The sequence below is a fragment of the Neorhizobium sp. USDA 3394 genome, assembly GCF_056280385.1.
Window position 1 is genome coordinate 599,934 of the sequence record NZ_JBWCDU010000002.1, and the last position, 12,876, is coordinate 612,809.

The window sequence follows — 12,876 nt, forward strand, 5'->3', positions numbered from 1 at the left end:
ATTTTGGTATGACCGCTTACGCAATTTTCATTCGGGAGCGCAGTCGGAACGCCGCTGAACTGCAGATTTATGCCGAACTGGTGACGCCACTGCTCGGTGAATCGGGAGCGACCGTGCTTGCCGCCTACGGCCCTCTGGATGCCCTCGAGGGCGCCGCTCCCGAAGGTGTCGTCATGGCCAGCTTCCCGACCATGGATGCCGCTCGCGCCTTCTACGACAACCCCGAATACCAGGCGGCCGTGAAGCACAGGTTCCTGGGTGCGGACTATCGCTCCTTCATCATTGAGGGGATCAACTAGGGCTGCAAGGGACTCGCCTACAGGATCTCAATATGCGGTGCCCGCCACAGCGGTGCGGGCACCGCAGTCGTTCAGGCGATGGCTCCTGAAGAATGTCTGCAGGGTTCGAGCTTTCAGAAGCGGTCGTAGCTGACGCGCCAACCTTCCGCAGCATCGATCGGGGAAATCACCAGCTTGTCACCTGTGACCTCGAACTTGCGCTCCAGTCTCTGACCGATCAGGTTGCGGACCAGGGAGGACTCCACGGTGATCGCGAATATGTTCTTGGCATCGTCGATCTCAACCGGGCCGTAATAGGCCTCGTATGCTTTCGTGGTGTAGGGCGTGTCCGCGGCATTCGCATCGGGATTCATCGCCTGGACCGACAGGGTGCCCCCTTCAGTGAAGACAAGCTGGCCTGAATACGGGATGGTCTGAAGATTGCCCGCAGCTCCTACCTCCAGTGCGGTCATGCGCCAGGCGCCAATGATCGGAGACTTCGCATCGCCGGCGAATGCCGGGGTGGTGAAGGCCAGTGCCAGCGCTGCAGCCAAGATCTTGAAACTGTTCATCGAGATGTCCTTTGTTGAGTGGCAGGATGTGGTGGGCTTGTTAAATCCGTTCGATGCCGACGGGGTACGCGCCACGCACCAGGAGCGCGTCGAAACTGTTGTCAAACCGGCCGAGACGGATCAGCCCGTCCCAGCGATAGTCCGCATAGAAAAGAGCCAGGTTGCCCCAGGGCTTGAAGTAGCAGAGGTCGCCTGGCCTCTCGTTGGTGAAGGGGCCGCTACCATCCTCGGTGAGCTTGCGAGGTAGGCGGACGATCTTCTCGTTGCCTCCGAAGTCCTCGATCTTGAGCTCAAGCGGAAGCAGGGACGCAAGGTCGCGCGCCGAGGGGTTGTCGTAGAGCGTCGCTGTCAGCACCAATCCATTGAAGGTCAACCTGATGCGCACGTCGGTCGGCTCCTGGTTGTTTGGATCGCCCCCTTGATGTGCAATGGCGACACGCGGAATTGCCGCAGCCGCCAGCGCGGTTCCCAGAACTTGTCGTCGGCTGATCGGACGAGACATGGCGGTTCCGTCAGACCGGCTGCGCTGTGGGCCGGAAGAGGATTTCATTGATATCGACGTCGTCCGGCTCGCTGATAGCGAACGCGACACTCCGGGCGAATGTACCCGGTCCAATCGCAATCTTGCTGACGAACTCCCGGGTGCCCGCCTGGATATCTTTCTCGCTGATATGCTCAAGAAGTTCGGTGCTGACCGCGCCGGGGGAGATGATCGTTGTCCGGATGTTGTAGGGTTTCACCTCTTTGCGCAGACCCTCGGACAAGGCGCAGACGGCGTGCTTTGTGGCACAGTAGACGGTCGCACCCGGATCGACGACATGGCCGTATACCGAGGAGACGTTGATGATGTGTCCGGACTTCTGAGCCTTCATGTGAGGCAGTGCGGCGGCAATACCGTAGAGCACGCCCTTAATGTTGACATCGATCATGCGGTCCCATTCGTCGATCTTGAGACGCTCCAGCGGAGCAAGGGGCATGAGACCGGCGTTGTTCAGCATGACGTCGATGCGACCGAATCGTTCGACAGCGATATCGACGAGGTTCCTGACCTGATCCCGGTCGGTCACGTCAGTCTCTACCGCGACGACCTTGTCGCCGTTTGCCGTCAACTCCGCAGCCAAAGACTCGATACGGTCGATGCGGCGCGCGCCGATGACCACGGTCGCGCCGCGCTTGGCCAAATGCCGGGCCGTTGCTTCGCCGAGACCACTGCTGGCCCCGGTGATGACGACGACCTTGTCTTCGATTCCCTGTGACATGATGGTCTCCAGTTGTGGAATTTAGTTGTTTAGCTGCTAAGGCCGGGCGAGGGCGGCCAAAACCGTCGACCCGACGAGCAAGCTTGCGGAGAGGACAAAGGCGCTCCACCATCCGACGGTATCGAACAGGACACCGCCTGCGGACGCGCCGCCTGCTATAGCGAGCTGGATCAGGGCGACCTGCAGGCCGCCGCCGGCTTCGAGATCGTCCGGGATGATACGTGTCATCCAGGTGTTCCAGGCGACGGGCACCGGTGTCGACACGACACCCCAGAAAACAAGCAGGGCTGCCGTCAGCCACTGGAATGGTCCGGCTGCGATCAGGAGGAGGGCGATGACGGCAAGGACAACGGGCATGCCGACAAGAGCGACACCGAGATGCCGACGGAGCACAAACCCGATCGCGAACAGTCCGGCCAGTCCGCCCGCACCCAGGCCGAGCAGCACCATGGACAGTGTGTTGATATCGAGCCGGGTCACATGCTCGAGGAACGGCCTCAGGAAGATCGAGAGCGAATTCATGCCGATGAACGTCAGCGCAGTCGCCGCCATGCCGATCGAAAAGGTGCGGTTGCGGAGCAATCCGAACATTGTCCCAATGGATGCAGCTTTGGCAGGGGGCATTTTCGGCAGGACAGCCATTTGCCATATCAGCGCCCCAAGGCCGATCGGTACGGTAAAGAGAAATGTGTTACGCCACCCAATGAGGCTGCCGAGAAAGCTGCCCAGCGGTGCGGCAGCCACGATTGCCATTGCCGTTCCGCCCTGAAGCAGCGCAATCGCCCGGGGAAGATCGGGGCCGGATGCGAGACGCGCGAGAACGGCGGTCGACAGTGACCAGAAGCCGCCGATCGCCATACCAACCATCGCCCGCCCAAGCATGAAGATAAAGTAGCTCGGCGCCAACGCTACCGTGAGGCTGGAGAGCGTCAGGATGGACGTGTAGAAAAGGACGACCGTTTTCCGGTCCAGTTGGCCCAAAACCCTGTTTCCGAACAGGCTGGTCACGACTGCAAAGAAGCCCGAGACCGCGATTGCCAGTCCTGCCTGACCTTCCGTGATCGACAAGTCCTGCGCAATCGGCGTCAGAAGGCTGACAGGCATGAATTCCAGGCCCACCAGAAGGAATGTCAGGAGCGACAGGCAGGTGACGGCGCTCCAGGGCGTCGTCTGATGCAGGCCCTTAAATCCATCTTCTACGGTCAGTTCGGTCATATCGTACTCGCTCTCGTTGCGAGATTAGATAACGGTGTTGAAGTCGTGCTACTAGACAGCATAAACTGCATGTCGTGATGAGAAAGATTCAACAATGCGTCGAGATGAATTTACCGAGATGCGGGCCTTTCTTGAGGTGGCGAGAGAACGCAGCTTTACGCGCGCGGCAGTCAAGCTTGGGGTGACGCGATCTGCGCTTAGTCACACCATCCGAGCGCTGGAGGAGAGGCTCGGTGTGCGCCTTCTTGCGCGCACGACCCGCGATGTCGCGCCTACTGCCATGGGGCAGAGGCTGGTGCAGAGTATCGAGCATCATTTCGAGGGGATTAGTGCCGAGGTTGCAGCGCTGAAGGCGCTCAGTGACAAGCCCTCCGGCCATGTCCGGATTGTCTGTCCCGACGACGCCATCGAACTGGTATTTCGAAAAAGACTGAAGACGTTCCTTTGCGAATATCCCGACATTCAGGTCGAACTCATCGTGGACAATGGATTCACCAACATCGTCGAGCGTCAGTTCGACGCCGGGGTGCGGCTGGGCGAGGCGATCGCCCGAGACATGGTCGCGGTTCGTATTGGTCCTGATGTCAGCTATTCCGTGGTTGGGTCGCCAGAATATTTCGAGCGTTATCCTGTACCGGAGAGCCCGCAGGATCTCACGGCGCACAATTGCGTCAACCTGCGGCTTCCTACATCGGGGGGCCTTTACGCCTGGGAATTCCAGGAGGATGGGCGCGAGTTCAGCGTCCGCGTCGATGGCCAGCTGGTTTACAGCAATATTGGTTCAGCAATCGATGCCGCTCTCGACGGAATGGGTATTGCTTACGCGCCGACCGATCTCATTCGCGGATATGTCGACGACGGCCATCTGCGAGAGGTCATCAAGGACTGGTGCCCGACCTTCCAAGGCTACCATCTCTACTATCCCAACAAGCGGAATCATTCACCGGCGTTCTCGACATTTGTCGATGCATTCAGGTTTCGCCTTGGCACGGGCCATTGAAAAATTCGTGCTCCGGTGGCACTCGCAGCTGAAGCATTTTGAGACGGGTAAGTTGTGTATTAGTGGAACGTCGGTCCGTATCTGTTCAAGGCGAGGGGATCGCTCAGGATTTCGGGCGCTGATCACCCGTACGCGAAAGCTCACGAGCCAGCTCTAGAAAAGCTCTCACGCCGGCCGATAGATTTCGGCGTCCGGGATAGTACAGGCAAAGCCCAGGATAAGACGGCGTCCAGTCCGCCAATACACGAATAACCTGTCCGACCTCGATCTCTGGAAGAATGTCTTGCTCAAAGAGGTAGCCCAAGCCGGCGCCATCAAGCACCGCAGTTCGCGTGAGGCTGGCCTCATCCAGCGTGATCTGCCCCCGAACATCTATCTGAACTTGCTCGCCGCCCTTCTCAAACCGCCAGCGAAACAGGGAGCCATCAGGCAGACGAACGCGAATGCAACTGTGAGCAAGGAGATCCGGGGGGACTATCGGTATCCCGCGCTTTTCGACGTATTCGGGGGATCCGACCACGGCATGTCGTTGAGGCCTGCCGAGCGAAACGGCAATCATGTCGCTAGGAACGAGGCCTTCCACTCGAACGCCGAGATCGAACCCGTCCCTGACGATATCCACCATCTTCCCTTCGGTGACGATATCAACATTCATGTCGGGATAGCGGCGCAGGAATTCAAGCACGAGCGGTTTGATGATCGAGCGTGCTGCAAACGGCGCGGCGTTGATCCGTATCGTGCCGGAAGGCGTCTCACGTTGCTCGCGCACCGACCCGAGTGCTGCATGCAGATCCTGAAGTGATGGAGCGACCTGCTGCATAAAAAGCCGTCCAGCGTCCGTGAGGGAGACGCTTCGCGTGGTGCGATTGAACAGTCGCACGCCCAGCGCAGCCTCGAGCCTGCCGATCGTGTGGCTCAGTGCCGTGGTCGACAACCCCAGATCGATGGATGCTGCGCGGAATGTCCCACGCCGTGCGATCGCAATGGCAGCTTCAAGTTCTTTTAGGGTCGCCTGATCCATTGTCCCGTTCCATTCATCACTTCATGCCGCTTCGTCCTCCTTATCCCTACAATTGTCCAGTGCTAAATGTCATCCCGAGCAATGGAGAACGATCATGACACCAGCACTACCCAAGCCCATAGCGGCCTATGTCGAGGCTAATGCACAACTCAAGCGTGGACGGCATGCTGAAGCCTTTCGCGGACGATACTGTGGTCCTGGATAACGGTGGCCGTCACGAAGGCCATGCCGAGCTGCGAACCTTGTTCGAAGAGGCAGTGATTCCCGCCAAGGCGATCTTTACGCCGGATAGCGTTCGTTACGAGGATGATCAGGTCGTGGTCGAGGGTCCTGCCCACGGCGACTTCAAAGGCAGCCCGATCCGTTTCACCTACCGGTTCACGCTCGAGAACGACACCATCAAAGCATTGGAGATCACGGCATGAACATCAAAGCTGATCCGACCGAGTTTGCAGGAAAGCGCGTGCTTGTCAGCGGCGGCACCAAGGGTGCTGGTCGTGCCACTGTGGACCGTTTCCTGGCCGGCGGCGCCCGAGTCATCACCGCCGCTCGGGGAGCACCGGAACCCATTGACGGTCTCGAGTTCATACAGGCGGACCTGACGACGGCCGAGGGCGGGGAAACCCTTGCCAAGGCCGCGCTCGAGCGCATGGGCGGCATCGATATTCTGGCTCACATTATCGGCGGATCGTCGACACCGGGCGGCGGTTTCGGTGCCCTGACAGATGACCACTGGCTGGCAGAACTGAACCTGAACCTCTTGGCCACTGTCCGCCTGGATCGTCTCCTGATCCCGCAGATGATCGCACGGGGCAGCGGCGCGGTGGTGCACGTCACTTCCATTCAGTCCGTCCTTCCCCTGCCAGAGGCGACCACCGCGTACGCCTCCGCCAAGGCCGCACTCAAGACCTACAGCAAGTCCATCTCCAAGGAGCTTGGGCCGAAAGGCGTGCGGGTCAATGTCGTTTCCCCCGGCTGGATCATGACGGAGTCATCCCAGGACTTGCTGAAACGTCTGCAAGCAGCCAATGGCGGTACGATCGAGGACGCGCGGCAAATCGTTCTTGACAGCCTGGGCGGTATCCCGATCGGGCGTCCAGCCGAGCCCCATGAGGTCGCCGACCTCATCGCCTACCTGGCCTCGGATCGCGCTGCTGCGATTCACGGCGCCGAGTTCGTCATCGACGGCGGCACTGTTCCGACGGTCTGATATCACGTCACCATTTTGATCAGGCGGGTGCGTCCCACCCGCCGATCTGGGAATAAATCGTATTGCGAAGATGGCGGACGTCGCGGTTCAGGGTGGCCAATTCCTGCGGCGTCTGGGTCGAGGCTGCAAGCAAGGTATCGCTGAGACAGCCTGCCTTGTGCTGCAAGGCACGTCCTTTGTCGGTTAACCCGATAACCACCTGCCGCTCATTGCTGAGGTTTCTGGTCCGGCGCAGCAGGCCAGATGTCTCGAGCCGCTTCAGCAACGGCGTCAGCGTGCTGGATTCCAAGGCAAGGGCGTTGGCAATGGCGCCGACCGTTTGCCCATCCTCGCTCCACAGCACGTTGAGCACGAGATACTGCGGGTAGGTCAGACCCAACTCGTCGAGAAGCGGCTTGTACGCGCGCTGGATTGCAATTCCGGCAGTGTAGATCGCGTAGCACAATTGGTCGTGCAAAGGCGGTGGATCGTTATGGCGTTCGGTCATTTCTGAGCTCCTGTAGACCTCCATATAGCCTATGCAATAACAAAATTAAATATCGCGATAAGAATTATCTTGACGCGCAATCTGAACTCTGACATTTCACATGTATCGCGATAACAGTTATCGTGATTAACGGAGAGACAGCCATGACACGCAAGACCACGACCCCCCGTGCCGCCATTGCAGCTGCTGCAGCATTGACTGCCGCAATACCGGCGAGCGCCGCTGAAATCATCCCTCAGAACCAGTCCGTCAGAAACGTTGTACTCGTTCATGGCGCTTTCGCAGACGGCTCAGGCTGGAAGGGCGTTTACGACATTCTCACGAAGCGCGGCTATCGCGTCACCATTGTCCAAAATCCTCTGACTTCTCTTGCCGACGACGTTGCGGCCACCAAGCGTGCGCTGGAGCGGCAGGATGGTCCTGTCATTCTCGTCGGGCACTCGTGGGGCGGCACGGTCATCACTGAAGCTGGTGTCGATGCGAAGGTCGCAGGCCTTGTTTATGTCTCTGCCCTGTCCCCCGATGCAGGCGAGACGACGGCTCAGCAATATGAGGGATTTGCGCCCGCTTCAGAATTCGTCATCGAGACTACCAAGGATGGTTTCGGCTATGTCAGCCCGGCAAAGTTCAAGGCCGGTTTCGCCCATGACGTCAGCGATGCCGATGTTGCGTTCATGAGGGACGCGCAGGTGCCGATCAACATGTCGGCGTTCGGCACGAAACTTGAAAACGCTGCCTGGCGCACCAAGCCGAGCTGGGCAGTCATCGCTACCGAAGACAAGGCATTCGATCAGGCAATGCTGATCCACATGGCAGAGCGCATCAAGGCGAAGGTCACCAAAGTATCGGCAAGCCACGCCCTGTTCATGACCCAGCCAAAGGTCGTCGCAGATACCATTGATGAGGCCGCCAAAACTGTGTCGGCGAAGAAGTAATGTCGGGCTCAGCGTCATCGGGATAGCCTACTGTTCCGATGACGACAAGTCGTGCTTGTTAATCCAGGTATGCATCCCCAACGCGCAGGCCTGGAATGGCACCTGATCTCTGACTGAGATCATTAAGTGCTCTCGCGCCTCAGTTCCCGGCAACTCCATAATTTCATGCAATCTATTCACGGAGGTAATCACGTGAAGCTGAATACTTATGACCAAACCTCGTCCGAACGTCAGGCAATTCCTCTTCGCGAGGGCGGTGATGTCTTCGACTTCATCGTCTGCGGAGCCGGGTCCAGCGGCTCCGTTGTCGCCGCGCGACTTGCCGAGGATGGGAACGCGAGCGTTCTACTGCTGGAGGCAGGCGGGGACGATGCGGCCGAGACTGTGTCAGACCCTGCGCAGTGGCCGCTCAATCTTGGCTCGAGCCGGGACTGGGGCTTCGTCGGGCAGCCGGCTCCTGGTCTCGATGGGCGACGGCTTCCTCTCAGCATGGGAAAGGGACTCGGTGGCGGTTCGAGTATCAATGTCATGGTGTGGGCGAGGGGGCACAAAGAAGATTGGAACCACTTTGCCGCTGAAGCCGGCGATGACGCTTGGGGATACGAGTCGATCCTCGGCTACTACCGCCGGATAGAAGATTGGCAAGGCGCTCCGGACCCGGTTCGTCGCGGAGTGGGAGGGCCGGCCTATGTCGCGCAGCCAAAGGCTCCCCAACCAGTCGCGGAGGCTTTACTGAATGCCGCATCTATGATCGGCATTCCCGTCTACGGTAGCCCGAACGGTGAAATGATGGAGGGTTCAGGCGGCGCATCTATCGCTGAACTGCGGATCCGCGATGGCAAGCGGGAGTCTGTCTTTGGATCCTATGTCCGCCCGCTCATGTCGCGCCCCAACTTAACGGTGTTGACCGACGCCCTGGTCACGCGTCTCATCTTCGATGGCAAGCGGGTGATCGGAGTCGAGGCTCTCGTCGCCGGCCAACGGCGCCAGTTCAAGGCCCGTTGCGAGACGGTGTTGTCGCTCGGCGCGATCAGCACGCCAAAAGTGCTGATGCAGTCGGGTATAGGCCCGGAAGATGAGCTGCAAGCCCATGGCATTCCCTTGGTTCAGCAATTGCCGGGCGTTGGTCGCAATCATCAAGATCATCTCGCATTCGGCTGCACTTGGGCATATCGGAAACCCGAAGCCATTGGTGGTAGCGGCTGCGAAGCAAAGCTTTACTGGAAAAGCGACTCGCGTCTTGCCCAGCCGGATATTCTCCAATGCCAGTTGGAGTTCGCTGTGCCGTCTCCTGTCGAAACCGGTATCGAGACACCTGAGCATGGCTGGACGATGTTCAACGGTCTCGCCCAGCCGAAGAGCCGCGGTCGATTGCGGCTCTCCGGCCCCAATCCGAATGACGCCATCCTGATCGAGCCGAATTCCCTCAGTGAGCCGGAGGACATGGCCGCCGCTTTGGCCGCGGTGGAACTGTGCCGCGAGATCGGCAACAGCGAAGCATTCACCTCGTTGGTCTCGGGAGAGACTGCGCCGAGCCAGAGAGATCGATCAGGCATGATTGAGTTCATCCGACGTTCGGCCGTCACCTATTGGCATCAGTCATGCACGGCCAAAATGGGACGCGACAGCATGTCGGTGGTCGACAACGAGCTCAAGGTTTACGGTATCGACGGCCTTCGCATCGCTGACTCATCAATCATGCCGCGTATCACCACCGGCAACACCATGGCGCCTTGTGTGGTCATCGGAGAGAGGGCGGCCGATTTGATCTTAACGAAGCACGGTCGCGCAGTCTTCTGCAATCACGAAGCTCAGACCAGCTAAACGTATCCATGTAGAACTCGGCGCTCGGTCAATGGTCGCCGAGTTCTCGGGATACCGGGCCAGCGGTTCAGTATGGTTCAAGGCGCTCACCCATTGCCTTTTCTTTTCTTCGGAACGGCTTTCGGCTTCGGTTGATATAAGCGCCGTTTGACGTTCGAACGCAGAGCATTGCGAACATCCTTGTCTGCGATCGAAAGGTCGAACCACTCCGGATCAAAGTACCCACCGCACCACCGAATTGTTTCGGCATATTCCGGATCGTCCCGGTCGGCTATGATCTCCAGGAACCGCTCATATCCCGACACACCACCAACATCTTCGGGCGGGCGCGCCCTTTCGCCGGCGATGCAGCTCCCGTGTTTGGGTGTAGCAGTGAGCGTTAAGACCTCCTCGACCGCAACGGTGTGCCGCCAACCGTCCCCGAAATCATAGCGGTAGCTGAAGACAGAACCTCGATCAAAGTCCAGCAAGCGAACCTCTTTCTGATCGAAGACCCGAGGATCGTCATCGGTCGCATCTTCCGTCAGGATCTCGACATCCCCATACCTCAGACCACCGATGCGGAATTCATAGAGATGATAGTTCCACCAGTTGAACGCGGCCTGAATTCCGAGATGCAGATGCTCCAGGTTCCAGTGGACCGGCAGGACCAGACGGCGCCAGACGTCCGGCGCAACCTCGTCGAGAGATACTTTGATTTGCACAGCGTTTGCGGCTTTGAACATTGTCCGAATGAACATCGAGGGAGGACGATCGTCAAGACGGTAGCTCGCGCCGCACGCCAGGATATGTTGAGCCGTGGCGCATTCGATTTCATCAGAGCGCAGTCTTCATGCCGGATTACTTGTCGGCTGTCGAATATTCTGAGGCTTACGGGATTTTATTGCGATCATGGATGTTATAATCGGTCGGCGGCGTTTTAGGGTCGCTGATTACCTCGCGACTGGCGCTTGCTCGTTGCGACATCATTTCCAATTTGTATAATTGCCGTTGAATGCCTGCATCTGCGGTGTTTCTTGCGTTTTTGAGGGATATGTATTACATAGCTTATTGAAAACTGGTGGTGATGACGATGTCTAGCGTTGCGTTTAAGGTACTGTCGACGGTGAACGCCCCCTACGGGACGAACCTTTCGGCTGAGCAACTCGCTTCGAAGATTTCCGATTTCGCGAGCGTTGAGAATTTCGATGCTTCCGCATTCTCATTCTATTCCGAAGTGAAAGCCGACCTCCAGTACCAGTTTCTGGATGAGATGGAAATCGATCACGGGGCCGCATCCGAGATCGCCCAGAAATTCTCGCAGCTCGCCGGATACCCGCTCGCCTTAGCCGCCTGAGGGCAGTCGTGATGAGCCAATGGGAAAGCCTCTTCGACCAGTCCGTGTCGATTATTAATCAGGCGAACTCGTCTTTTACGCTCCTCGATAGCTGGACGTTCGGTGGCGGCACTGCCCTTATGCTCCAGATCGGCCATCGTGAAAGCTTCGACATCGACATATTCATCGATGATCCGCAGGTCCTCCCATATCTAAATCCGACAACGCAGGGCTATACCCTGCAGGTGGACCCAGATGAATACGTTTCGGACGGTACTCATGCGCTCAAGATCGTGTTCGCGGGAATTGGTGAAATCGACTACATTTGCGCGCCAAGCCTGACCGACGATCCTACGTCCCGTGTCACGGTGCGAGGGATCGAAGTTGACCTTGAGACACCGGGCGAGATCATCGCGAAGAAGGTTCACTACCGGGGTGCCTCTCTTCAACCACGCGACATGTTCGATATCGCGTGCATTGCCAAGGCACTCGGCGATGGATACGTTGTCGAAGCTCTCTTGCCGTTCAAAAACAACGTCGCCGCTGCATTGGCAGTCGCCGAGAGAATGAACGAAGGCCTCGCTAGTACGGTTATGGGGAAGCTTCAGTACAGAGAAAGATATGCGGATATTTCGAGAACTGCACAAGCGAAGACAATCTCGCTTTTGAAAGCGGTGTGCGAATACAAGCCACCGGTATCCGCCGCACCTTCCTCTCCGTTCCCACGCTGATTTTCTCAGCAACCTGGCGACCTCAGCTGTACTGCCGTTCGGTTAACTATCCCTTCGATGCGGATCATTGCGGGTTAGCCAGCGAAACCAAGTGAGGGCGGCGTCAACAAGCGGAGGTCCTTGCTGCGAGGCTTGGTAATGAAGGACATCTCCCCGTGTGAGTGAGCCGTTTTCAAACGTTTAGCGAGTCCACGGCACGTGGTCGACGGTTCGAATCAGTTCAAGACCCTGGTTAGGAAAAATTCTCTAAGACGGCCAGGAATGTGTGCCGATCGCCCTGTCCTTCGGTCAGTCGAACGCGGCCCTCGATGTCGGCCAGATGATGATCCATCAACTGTTGCGCCTTTGCCAGGTCCTTAGCTTTCAGAGCGCCAACAATCTGGCGGTGGTGATCAGCCCCGCAGTCGTCTTTCCGCTCCTCCTCGTAGAGCGACATGACGAGCGAGAGGCGGGCGACGATCTTCGACAACACCTCCGTCAGGACGGCATTGCCACCGAGCTCTGCCAGAACGACATGGAACTTGCCTGACAGCACCGTCTTGGACTTCTCATCACCATGGTGATGGATGTGTTCTTCCTCGTCAGTCAGTTTTTCAAGTGCGTCCAACTGGTCGGCGGTCGCGTGGCCCAAGACCAGTTCGAGGATGACGTGCTCAAGCTTGCGACGGGCCTCGAACAAGGCCTTCGCCTCTTCGATGCCAGGCTCAGCCACAAATGTGCCACGGTTTTTCTTCCGCTCTAGGAGATGGTCGCTCTCCAATACGCCAAGGGCGCCACGCACGACCGTGCGGCTGACGCCGAAGTGGTCGGCAATCGCGTCCTCGAGGATCTTGACGCCGGGTTTGAGCGCGCCTTCACCGATCGCCGTGGCAAGGGTGATCCGGATGCGTTCCGTAACGTCGTCATGGGCGTTTTCCGCCGTGTCCACCGGGGCGTTGGCCTTCGGTGCGGTCTTGGTGCCCTGACGTCGTGTCGTCTTCTTCATTCTCGTCTCCAGCTCCAATCAGGCGATGTAATTATTTTCATGAG

Annotated in this window: 16 protein-coding genes; 8 read left to right on the forward strand and 8 right to left on the reverse strand. The window is 58.3% G+C overall.

The features are described 5' to 3' along the window. Positions 1-8 precede the first annotated feature (8 nt). The gene (locus ACZ9EJ_RS24385) at positions 9-299 is read left to right on the forward strand and encodes a DUF1330 domain-containing protein (RefSeq protein ID WP_046635134.1); all 291 of its coding nucleotides are present in this window, start codon (positions 9-11) and stop codon (positions 297-299) included. Between the two features lie 113 nt (positions 300-412). Here the strand turns inward: ACZ9EJ_RS24385 and ACZ9EJ_RS24390 are convergent, their stop codons facing one another. Genes ACZ9EJ_RS24390 through ACZ9EJ_RS24405 form a run of 4 tightly spaced genes read right to left on the reverse strand, consistent with a single transcriptional unit; the run spans position 413 to position 3,324 of the window. After that, on the reverse strand, positions 413-850 hold the full coding sequence (locus ACZ9EJ_RS24390) for a lipocalin-like domain-containing protein (RefSeq protein ID WP_046635136.1): 438 nt from the start codon (positions 848-850) through the stop codon (positions 413-415). A gap of 40 nt (positions 851-890) precedes the next feature. Then, positions 891-1,352: a cyclophilin-like fold protein gene (locus ACZ9EJ_RS24395; RefSeq protein ID WP_046635138.1), complete on the reverse strand. Its 462-nt coding sequence runs from the start codon at positions 1,350-1,352 to the stop codon at positions 891-893. A 10-nt stretch (positions 1,353-1,362) separates the two neighbouring features. After that, positions 1,363-2,109, reverse strand: coding sequence for an SDR family oxidoreductase (locus ACZ9EJ_RS24400; RefSeq protein WP_046642506.1), 747 nt, complete (start codon positions 2,107-2,109; stop codon positions 1,363-1,365). Between the two features lie 36 nt (positions 2,110-2,145). Continuing rightward, positions 2,146-3,324, reverse strand: a complete 1,179-nt coding sequence (locus tag ACZ9EJ_RS24405) for an MFS transporter (protein ID WP_046635141.1) — start codon at positions 3,322-3,324, stop codon at positions 2,146-2,148. 94 nt (positions 3,325-3,418) lie between these two features. Between ACZ9EJ_RS24405 and ACZ9EJ_RS24410 the strand changes: the two genes are divergently transcribed. Beyond that, positions 3,419-4,324: a LysR family transcriptional regulator gene (locus ACZ9EJ_RS24410; protein ID WP_046642505.1), complete on the forward strand. Its 906-nt coding sequence runs from the start codon at positions 3,419-3,421 to the stop codon at positions 4,322-4,324. A gap of 103 nt (positions 4,325-4,427) precedes the next feature. Here ACZ9EJ_RS24410 and ACZ9EJ_RS24415 read toward each other — a convergent pair whose 3' ends face one another. Continuing rightward, on the reverse strand, positions 4,428-5,345 hold the full coding sequence (locus ACZ9EJ_RS24415; protein ID WP_476099995.1) for a LysR family transcriptional regulator: 918 nt from the start codon (positions 5,343-5,345) through the stop codon (positions 4,428-4,430). Positions 5,346-5,509: 164 nt separating this feature from the next. Between ACZ9EJ_RS24415 and ACZ9EJ_RS24420 the strand changes: the two genes are divergently transcribed. After that, positions 5,510-5,770 (forward strand): nuclear transport factor 2 family protein, encoded by a 261-nt coding sequence (locus ACZ9EJ_RS24420; protein ID WP_476099997.1) that lies wholly within the window; start codon positions 5,510-5,512, stop codon positions 5,768-5,770. Then, positions 5,767-6,555: an SDR family oxidoreductase gene (locus tag ACZ9EJ_RS24425; protein ID WP_255736851.1), complete on the forward strand. Its 789-nt coding sequence runs from the start codon at positions 5,767-5,769 to the stop codon at positions 6,553-6,555. Before ACZ9EJ_RS24420 ends, ACZ9EJ_RS24425 begins: the two co-directional genes overlap by 4 nt. Before the next feature lie 19 nt (positions 6,556-6,574). Here the strand turns inward: ACZ9EJ_RS24425 and ACZ9EJ_RS24430 are convergent, their stop codons facing one another. Next, positions 6,575-7,042 carry a MarR family winged helix-turn-helix transcriptional regulator gene (locus ACZ9EJ_RS24430; protein WP_046635611.1) on the reverse strand — a complete coding sequence of 156 codons (468 nt, stop codon included), beginning with the start codon at positions 7,040-7,042 and terminating at the stop codon, positions 6,575-6,577. Between the two features lie 143 nt (positions 7,043-7,185). On the opposite strand from ACZ9EJ_RS24430, the gene ACZ9EJ_RS24435 reads away from it, so the two are divergent. Continuing rightward, entirely contained in the window at positions 7,186-7,977 is a 792-nt protein-coding gene (locus tag ACZ9EJ_RS24435; protein ID WP_046635613.1) for an alpha/beta fold hydrolase, read from the forward strand. Positions 7,978-8,169: 192 nt separating this feature from the next. Continuing rightward, on the forward strand, positions 8,170-9,801 hold the full coding sequence (locus tag ACZ9EJ_RS24440) for a GMC family oxidoreductase (protein WP_046635615.1): 1,632 nt from the start codon (positions 8,170-8,172) through the stop codon (positions 9,799-9,801). Positions 9,802-9,887: 86 nt separating this feature from the next. Here the strand turns inward: ACZ9EJ_RS24440 and ACZ9EJ_RS24445 are convergent, their stop codons facing one another. Continuing rightward, a complete protein-coding gene (locus ACZ9EJ_RS24445) occupies positions 9,888-10,526 on the reverse strand; it encodes a plasmid pRiA4b ORF-3 family protein (protein WP_046635616.1) in 639 nt (212 codons plus the stop codon). Between the two features lie 347 nt (positions 10,527-10,873). Between ACZ9EJ_RS24445 and ACZ9EJ_RS24450 the strand changes: the two genes are divergently transcribed. Both ACZ9EJ_RS24450 and ACZ9EJ_RS24455 read left to right on the forward strand, forming a co-directional pair. Then, on the forward strand, positions 10,874-11,137 hold the full coding sequence (locus ACZ9EJ_RS24450; protein ID WP_046635680.1) for a hypothetical protein: 264 nt from the start codon (positions 10,874-10,876) through the stop codon (positions 11,135-11,137). 11 nt (positions 11,138-11,148) lie between these two features. Then, positions 11,149-11,847 carry a nucleotidyl transferase AbiEii/AbiGii toxin family protein gene (locus ACZ9EJ_RS24455; protein WP_046635618.1) on the forward strand — a complete coding sequence of 233 codons (699 nt, stop codon included), beginning with the start codon at positions 11,149-11,151 and terminating at the stop codon, positions 11,845-11,847. A 232-nt stretch (positions 11,848-12,079) separates the two neighbouring features. On the opposite strand, the gene ACZ9EJ_RS24460 is transcribed toward ACZ9EJ_RS24455, so the two are convergent. Beyond that, complete coding sequence (locus ACZ9EJ_RS24460; protein ID WP_046635620.1) at positions 12,080-12,832, reverse strand: GntR family transcriptional regulator; 753 nt, start codon at positions 12,830-12,832, stop codon at positions 12,080-12,082. Positions 12,833-12,876 lie beyond the last annotated feature (44 nt).

Bases quoted from the DNA above. Each gene is read 5' to 3' on its own strand.
- ACZ9EJ_RS24385 (WP_046635134.1), top strand. From the start codon at position 9: ATGACCGCTTACGCAATTTTCATTCGGGAGCGCAGTCGGAACGCCGCT.
- ACZ9EJ_RS24390 (WP_046635136.1), bottom strand. From the start codon at position 850: ATGAACAGTTTCAAGATCTTGGCTGCAGCGCTGGCACTGGCCTTCACC.
- ACZ9EJ_RS24395 (WP_046635138.1), bottom strand. From the start codon at position 1,352: ATGTCTCGTCCGATCAGCCGACGACAAGTTCTGGGAACCGCGCTGGCG.
- ACZ9EJ_RS24400 (WP_046642506.1), bottom strand. From the start codon at position 2,109: ATGTCACAGGGAATCGAAGACAAGGTCGTCGTCATCACCGGGGCCAGC.
- ACZ9EJ_RS24405 (WP_046635141.1), bottom strand. From the start codon at position 3,324: ATGACCGAACTGACCGTAGAAGATGGATTTAAGGGCCTGCATCAGACG.
- ACZ9EJ_RS24410 (WP_046642505.1), top strand. From the start codon at position 3,419: ATGCGTCGAGATGAATTTACCGAGATGCGGGCCTTTCTTGAGGTGGCG.
- ACZ9EJ_RS24415 (WP_476099995.1), bottom strand. From the start codon at position 5,345: ATGGATCAGGCGACCCTAAAAGAACTTGAAGCTGCCATTGCGATCGCA.
- ACZ9EJ_RS24420 (WP_476099997.1), top strand. From the start codon at position 5,510: ATGCTGAAGCCTTTCGCGGACGATACTGTGGTCCTGGATAACGGTGGC.
- ACZ9EJ_RS24425 (WP_255736851.1), top strand. From the start codon at position 5,767: ATGAACATCAAAGCTGATCCGACCGAGTTTGCAGGAAAGCGCGTGCTT.
- ACZ9EJ_RS24430 (WP_046635611.1), bottom strand. From the start codon at position 7,042: ATGACCGAACGCCATAACGATCCACCGCCTTTGCACGACCAATTGTGC.
- ACZ9EJ_RS24435 (WP_046635613.1), top strand. From the start codon at position 7,186: ATGACACGCAAGACCACGACCCCCCGTGCCGCCATTGCAGCTGCTGCA.
- ACZ9EJ_RS24445 (WP_046635616.1), bottom strand. From the start codon at position 10,526: ATGTTCAAAGCCGCAAACGCTGTGCAAATCAAAGTATCTCTCGACGAG.
- ACZ9EJ_RS24450 (WP_046635680.1), top strand. From the start codon at position 10,874: ATGTCTAGCGTTGCGTTTAAGGTACTGTCGACGGTGAACGCCCCCTAC.
- ACZ9EJ_RS24455 (WP_046635618.1), top strand. From the start codon at position 11,149: ATGAGCCAATGGGAAAGCCTCTTCGACCAGTCCGTGTCGATTATTAAT.
- ACZ9EJ_RS24460 (WP_046635620.1), bottom strand. From the start codon at position 12,832: ATGAAGAAGACGACACGACGTCAGGGCACCAAGACCGCACCGAAGGCC.